Below are 5306 nucleotides of genomic sequence, written 5' to 3' on the forward strand. Positions count from 1 at the left end.
ATTTTCGTATGCCATTCAGAACAGGGCACATGAACTGATTCTCACCTCTCCCATGGGTATTGTACCACGGGAGCTGGAAGCCCTATATCCGGCAGGTCATTATGATATTCCGGTGACAGGCTACTGGGACCGGGAGGAACGGGAATTTATCGCGTCATCTCTTGCACGCTACTTTGAGAAACACCAGTTCAAAAGAATCATCGCCCATCTGGATGAAAAGACGCGTCTCATTGCAGAAGATGCAGCACAACGTGCAGGGGTTGAAATCGAATCCACCTGTGTGGGCGACCGCCCGACCTCTCCTGAATCCCTCAGGCGTCTTGAGGAAAGCCTGAAAGGGGGACGCAAAATATGGCCGGATGCGGTCAGGGGCACACTGTCCTGGCAGTTTGATCTGGATCTGGACACCAGTAACCTGATACTGAAAGGACGCAGGGGCCGCCGTAAGGTGATGAAAGGACGCAATCAGATGTTCAGTATCGATGAGACAACCGGACTGCTGCGCCCCACCATGGAAGGCTGGAGTCTGATTGGAGACCGATACCGTGTTGTCATTGACGACTTTATTCCGCAGGGTGATGTGCTTGCACCTGGTATTGTCGATGCTGACCCTGCCATTCGCGAAGGTGATGAGGTATTTGTGACCGGCCCGCGTGCTCAGGCCACAGGCAAGGCTGTCATGGGTGCAAAAGAGATGCTGCATTCCTCACGGGGTATTGCGGTGAAGTTGCGTAAGGTAAAGAAGGGGTAACCCCCAATAATGAAACATTCTTTATAACTTCTGGAGATGGCGCTGTGTACAGGATAATTAAACGAAACCAAATTGCTGACAATATCTACGAATTCTGGATCAATGCACCCCATGTAACCAAGACCGGGCGTGCCGGGCAGTTTGTTGTAATTCGTATTGATGAACACGGGGAGAGAATTCCCCTGACCATATCGGCTACCAAGGGTGAAGACGTCAGGATTGTCTTCATGGCGGTCGGAAAAACGACCCAGCAGCTGGCTGCCCTGGAAGAAGGAGAGAGTATCCGCGATATCGCGGGCCCTCTCGGCACTCCGTCAGAGGTAAAGAAATGGGGCAGGTGTGCAGTAATCGGCGGGGGCGTAGGCATTGCCTGCCTCCCGATTCTCGCACGTGAACTGAAAGCTGCAGGGAATGAGGTCACCGGCATTATCGGTGCACGAAATGAAGGGCTCCTGTTGCTTGAAGACGAACTCCGAGAAGCATGTGACGAACTGGTCATCTGTACGGATGACGGTTCAAAAGGACACCACGGATACCCTGCGGATATACTGAAGGAGATGGTCGCTGACAAGGCACTTGATGCAGTCTGGATCATCGGCCCTGCCATTATGATGAAGATCACCTCATTTGCCACACTCGATACCGACGTCAGGACATTTGTCAGCCTGAACCCGATTATGGTGGACGGGACCGGCATGTGTGGTTCGTGCCGGGTAACCATCGGCGGCGAGACAAAATTTGCCTGTGTTGACGGACCGGAATTCGATGCACACCAGGTAGACTGGGACGAACTGATGAACCGCCAGCGCACATACACCGGACAGGAAAAGGAATCCCTGGAACATTACCATGAACACAAGTGCGAGTGTGGTGAGCATCAGTGAACCGCAGACTTCCGGAAGAACGTCTTCAGGATTTCAAAGAGGTTGCAACCGGCCTTCCCGAACAGACCGCAGTGCTTGAGGCACTGCGGTGCATGGGATGTCCACGCCCCCTTTGTGTGGACGGGTGCCCGGTATCAATCGATATTCCGGGTTTCATCAATGCGATAGCAGATGAAGATTTCAGGACTGCTGCCCGGATTATTAAACAGGACAATATGCTCCCTGCGATATGCGGACGTGTCTGCCCACAGGAGGCACAGTGTCAGGGCACCTGTATTCTGGGAAAGAAAGACAAGCCGGTGCGTATTGGAGCGCTTGAACGGTTTGTTGCAGACTGGGAGAGAGAGAATGGTGTTGAACCGCCACAGACCGCACCTGCGACAGGCAAGCGGGTGGCAGTCGTCGGGTCGGGCCCTGCAGGTATCACTGCAGCATCAGAGTGCCTCCGCGCCGGACATCAGGTCACCATCTTTGAATCCCTGCATGAAGCAGGCGGGGTACTGACATACGGAATTCCTGCATTCCGGATGCCAAAGGACATTGTCAGATTTGAGATTGAACAGGTCCTTGCCCTTGGTGCCGAACTGCACCTGAACCATATCGTCGGAAGAAGTGTCCCGGTCGATGAACTGCTTGCCTATGACGCCGTGTTCATCGGCACCGGAGCAGGCCTTCCCTACTTCATGAGTATTGAGGGTGAGAATTTCAGCGGTGTTTATTCAGCCAATGAATTCCTTACCCGTGTAAACCTGATGCATGCCGACCGGTTCCCGGAGTTTGACACACCTGTTATCCGCGGAAGCAGGGTGGCCGTCATTGGCGGTGGCAATGTGGCCATGGATTCCGCCCGTGTCGCCCGCAGGCTCGGGGCACAGGTATACCTCATTTACCGGCGGCGTGAAGAGGACCTGCCTGCCCGGCAGGAAGAAGTAGAAAACGCCATTCAGGAAGGGGTGGAGTTTGTCTGCTGTGCCAACCCTACGCGGATTCTGGGCGGCCCGGAAGTGCAGGGAATCGAGTGCACCCGTATGGATATGTGTGAATGTGACGAGAGCGGGCGGCCCGTTCCCCGCCCCTGCACCGGAGAGGGCAGTACATTCACACTTGATGTGGATGTCGTCATTGAAGCCATCGGCCAGGGCCCGAATCCGCTTCTTGCAGGACTTATCCCCGGACTGAAACGGGGACGTCGCGGCAATATTGAAGTTGATGAGGACGGCCGTACATCCATTCCGCATGTATTTGCGGGCGGCGACATTGCAACCGGTGCGGCAACCGTCATCTGGGCAATGGGATCTGCCAAGAAGGCGGCAGCGGCAATAAACCAGATGCTTGCGGATACTGATTCAGAATAATATTTTATTTTATTTTTTTGGTGCCAGAAAGGATGCCGGTCTTTTTTCTTCGATGCTACCCGTCCGGGAGCACAATGAAAAAATGGAGATTCACAGGATGCTGAATCTTACCTTCAGATAACTTTGATGCCTTCATTGTCTACTTTTGTCTCAAGGGCAATACCTATTCCCAGTGGTTTCAGGACGGCTTCAACCTCTTCACGGGCTGACCCGGTAACAACTGCAATGGTGGGGCCGACGGAACTCATCGCCACAAACTCAAACCCTGCCTCCCTGAGCTGGCTCATATACTGGTATATCATGAAACTGTTGTGTTCCACTTCAGCACGTTTTGAGCCTCTGAATTCAATCTCCCAGACGACATCCCCCACACGGCGCAGGTCGTCATGAATCAGGGCCGGAATAAGATCCATCAGTACCATATATGCCTTCAGCTCACGGTCGCGGTAATCAAGGGTGCGTGCCCGGTTCATCAGGACATTGAACTCACTCTCCCCTGCTGCGTCAGCCTCCACAGAAGGAATGATGATGAATACATTTTTGTTTTTTGCAAAGGAATGGCGGCAGACGAGTGTCAGTTCGTCTCCCAGCACGGCCATTCCGCCATAGGTGATCGCAGCAGGCCCGACGCCGGTCTCAAATCCCTGTACAACTTCCCCTGTTGCGGTCTCTTCCACATAGTTATACCCGACAAGGAGCCGGAGCTGTTCCGTTGTCAGGGGAGAGCCCAAAGCTGTATTTATAGCATGCGCAACAGCTGTCAGCACTGTCCCTGTTGATCCGAGGCCGACATGTTTTCGTTCATGGTCAACCACGGATATTCTGAATCCACCTGTATAGCCGGTGACTGTCTGCAGTACCGCCACGAGGTGAAGGATCATCGGCACGCGGGTATAGTTAATTTCGACGCCGGACGGAATGCACTCAACCGTTGCTGTGGAATAGAGCTGAAGGGCAAATCCAAATCCGCCGCCGCCCGGTCTGTTGGGCGCAAACCGGTTCATATCCAGAACCGTTAAATGGATACGTGCAGGTACACGGACGGTAATGGGTTTATCGGAGATATCAAGTGAGTAGTTCTGCTCATATCCAAGGGTATTGATGCTCTCACCCGGTGAAAAAGGAGCAAAATCATACTCAACAAGATCCAGATCTCCTCCCCGTATAATCATTTTAGCCATTTTTGCATCACACCTTCCGGTCAAAGAAAATATTCTTCCCTGCTGCCCGGACAGGTATTGCATACGCGACTGAACATCCCGGAAGCCAGCCAAGGCTCAGTGCCGCCACGCCCGCGGAGTACATGATCCTGTTGTCCAGGTTATGGATGGATGCAGTCTTTACCGCAGAACCAAGGGCAATTCCCAGGTCTGCCATCTTGATGACACAGTTTGGACCGGAGAACGGCTGGTTCTGATTCTGATCTCTTTTCGACCATGCCTCAGCCAGCTCTTTGCAGGTGGCATATCCGCATCCCCCGCAGTCGAGACCGAGGACTGTGCCCCCCTGACATCCAAGAATCACACACGCATCAGCTGACGCGACATTTCCGGCATCACGTATGAAAAATCCAATGCTGTCACGTTCTCCGATCCGTTTCATTTCATCAGCAAGGGTTTTTAGTTCATCCCCTGTCTTTATGGCTGCTGTAATTGAATCAGCTGCCTTCCCTTTTGGGGCTGTCCGTGCAGAGAGGACCATCAGGTCTGCGACCATTCCTGCCGCACGGGTTTCAGGATTCATAACAGATATGAGCAGAAGCCGTAATAAAAAGCCTCCTATACGAATTACACAGGTAATGGCAGAGAGAATGGAAAAAACGGGTGAATTGCGGGAATACCTATCTAAAAAATGCACGATGGATGATCAAAAGGCATTCCGATTCCGGAAAATGAAAAATGGGCGATTATGTTTGGGATAGACATATTTCAGAATGCATCAATCAATATTTTTGTGTGTGTAAAAAGCCGGGTCGTTACTGGTATTCACGTTTTGAATACTGACATTCATCCGAGTCCCCGCCTTTTCGTACAATATGTACCCATTCATACAGTGATTTCAGGGTTCCGAACTGGTCATACCGGCGCATGGAAAAAGCGACTCTCATCTTTGGACAGAAACGGACAGCTCCCTCATGGACAACCCGCCGTGCAATTTCCAGGTCATCTCCTGCGTCACATACCTTGTAGCCGCCAATTTTCATGAAGGCATCTCTCCGAAACGCCGTATTACACCCCAGTGTATAGTAGAGACACTTCGTGTAATAGCCCAGTCGGGAGAAGGTATTGGCAAGGCCGAGATTGATTCTGTTTTTTA

Annotated in this window: 6 protein-coding genes; 3 read left to right on the top strand and 3 right to left on the bottom strand. The window is 52.3% G+C overall.

Annotated elements, in window-relative coordinates; genetic code table 11:
• From MKMG_RS10410 to gltA, 3 genes are all read left to right on the top strand, one after another.
• The coding region (locus MKMG_RS10410; protein ID WP_165077799.1) for a DUF5591 domain-containing protein at positions 1-751 on the top strand (751 nt) is incomplete at its 5' end.
• Between the two features lie 44 nt (positions 752-795).
• Positions 796-1635 carry a sulfide/dihydroorotate dehydrogenase-like FAD/NAD-binding protein gene (locus MKMG_RS10415; RefSeq protein WP_165077801.1) on the top strand — a complete coding sequence of 280 codons (840 nt, stop codon included), beginning with the start codon at positions 796-798 and terminating at the stop codon, positions 1633-1635.
• Entirely contained in the window at positions 1632-2990 is a 1359-nt protein-coding gene (gene gltA / locus MKMG_RS10420; protein ID WP_165077803.1) for an NADPH-dependent glutamate synthase, read from the top strand. Before MKMG_RS10415 ends, gltA begins: the two co-directional genes overlap by 4 nt.
• A 113-nt stretch (positions 2991-3103) precedes the next feature.
• Here gltA and MKMG_RS10425 read toward each other — a convergent pair whose 3' ends face one another.
• The 3 genes from MKMG_RS10425 to MKMG_RS10435 all read right to left on the bottom strand — a co-directional run.
• Positions 3104-4171, bottom strand: coding sequence for a GHMP kinase (locus tag MKMG_RS10425; protein WP_165077804.1), 1068 nt, complete (start codon positions 4169-4171; stop codon positions 3104-3106).
• Between the two features lie 7 nt (positions 4172-4178).
• Positions 4179-4733 (bottom strand): ferredoxin domain-containing protein, encoded by a 555-nt coding sequence (locus MKMG_RS10430; RefSeq protein ID WP_165077806.1) that lies wholly within the window; start codon positions 4731-4733, stop codon positions 4179-4181.
• A 232-nt stretch (positions 4734-4965) separates the two neighbouring features.
• On the bottom strand, positions 4966-5306 hold a 341-nt coding region (locus MKMG_RS10435), incomplete at its 5' end, for a glycosyltransferase family 2 protein (protein WP_371415219.1).

This window comes from Methanogenium sp. MK-MG (genome assembly GCF_009914725.1).
Classification (GTDB): domain Archaea; phylum Halobacteriota; class Methanomicrobia; order Methanomicrobiales; family Methanomicrobiaceae; genus Methanogenium.

What these genes read in the sequence shown, in the direction of transcription:
- MKMG_RS10425 (WP_165077804.1), bottom strand. Translation starts at nt 4,171, where the DNA reads ATGGCTAAAATGATTATACGGGGAGGAGATCTGGATCTTGTTGAGTAT.
- MKMG_RS10430 (WP_165077806.1), bottom strand. Translation starts at nt 4,733, where the DNA reads ATGAATCCTGAAACCCGTGCGGCAGGAATGGTCGCAGACCTGATGGTC.